Source organism: Dellaglioa sp. CoH-57-MRSF-22, from assembly GCF_056781895.1.
Genome location: NZ_JBXAXT010000034.1, coordinates 1 through 707, shown reverse-complemented (window position 1 = coordinate 707; position 707 = coordinate 1). Strand labels below are relative to the sequence as shown.

Genomic DNA, 707 nt, shown 5'->3' with positions numbered 1-707 from the left:
GCCTGTCAGATGAAAGGCACCGCGCCCTCGGAACGTCCAACCATCACCAGATGCGACATCTCCATTACCCATGCGCGATGCGTACACCAGATTCGCAAGCTTCTGCGGGTTATTTGTGTAATTTGGAGCGTACGCCTTGCTGGAATCCGACTGATCCATTGTGAATCGTGAGGGCCACACAGCGACCAACCGCTCGGGGGTCGTGTACGTCAGGTTTTCGACAAATTTGGTGTAGCCCTGCGTTTCATATGACGATTGCGCCATAAAATAACGCACGCGGCGAGGGCTCGAATCGATACCGAAACGTGCCGTCGCCGCGTTGGCCCCCGCGACTAGTGCGTCGAGCGACGCGGCGTTGGCGTTGGGTGCGAATTTTGCGAGTTGATCGCGTGTGATTGAGTAACCCATTAGTTCACCTCAATAAATCCAAGACGCGTGTCCACGACTCCGTTCTTGAAAGGGTTGAATTTGTACAACATGGTGGCACGTACCGCATACGTACCGGCCTTAAGCTGTTTGGGGACTGGCACATTCATGTACTCCAGTGACAGCCCATTGTCCGCTACGTCCGTGTACTCAGGATACTGATACACGGTGCGGCCGTTCATGTCAGTCAAGTACATGCTGTAGACGGCACGTCGATGCGTCTTGTTGACTATGTTCAGGGGTACGTGCATCGGCACGTAACCTCCCGGAGATGCGTAGTA

2 protein-coding genes are annotated in these 707 nt (G+C 54.5%); both read right to left on the bottom strand.

Features of this window, described 5'->3' with window-relative positions; all coding sequences use genetic code 11:
• Positions 1-408 (bottom strand): hypothetical protein (locus tag AC1RPR_RS07955; protein ID WP_481763426.1); only part of this gene is annotated, 408 nt, incomplete at its 3' end.
• Positions 408-707 (bottom strand): hypothetical protein (locus AC1RPR_RS07950; protein WP_481763425.1); only part of this gene is annotated, 300 nt, incomplete at its 5' end. The genes AC1RPR_RS07950 and AC1RPR_RS07955, both read right to left, overlap by 1 nt.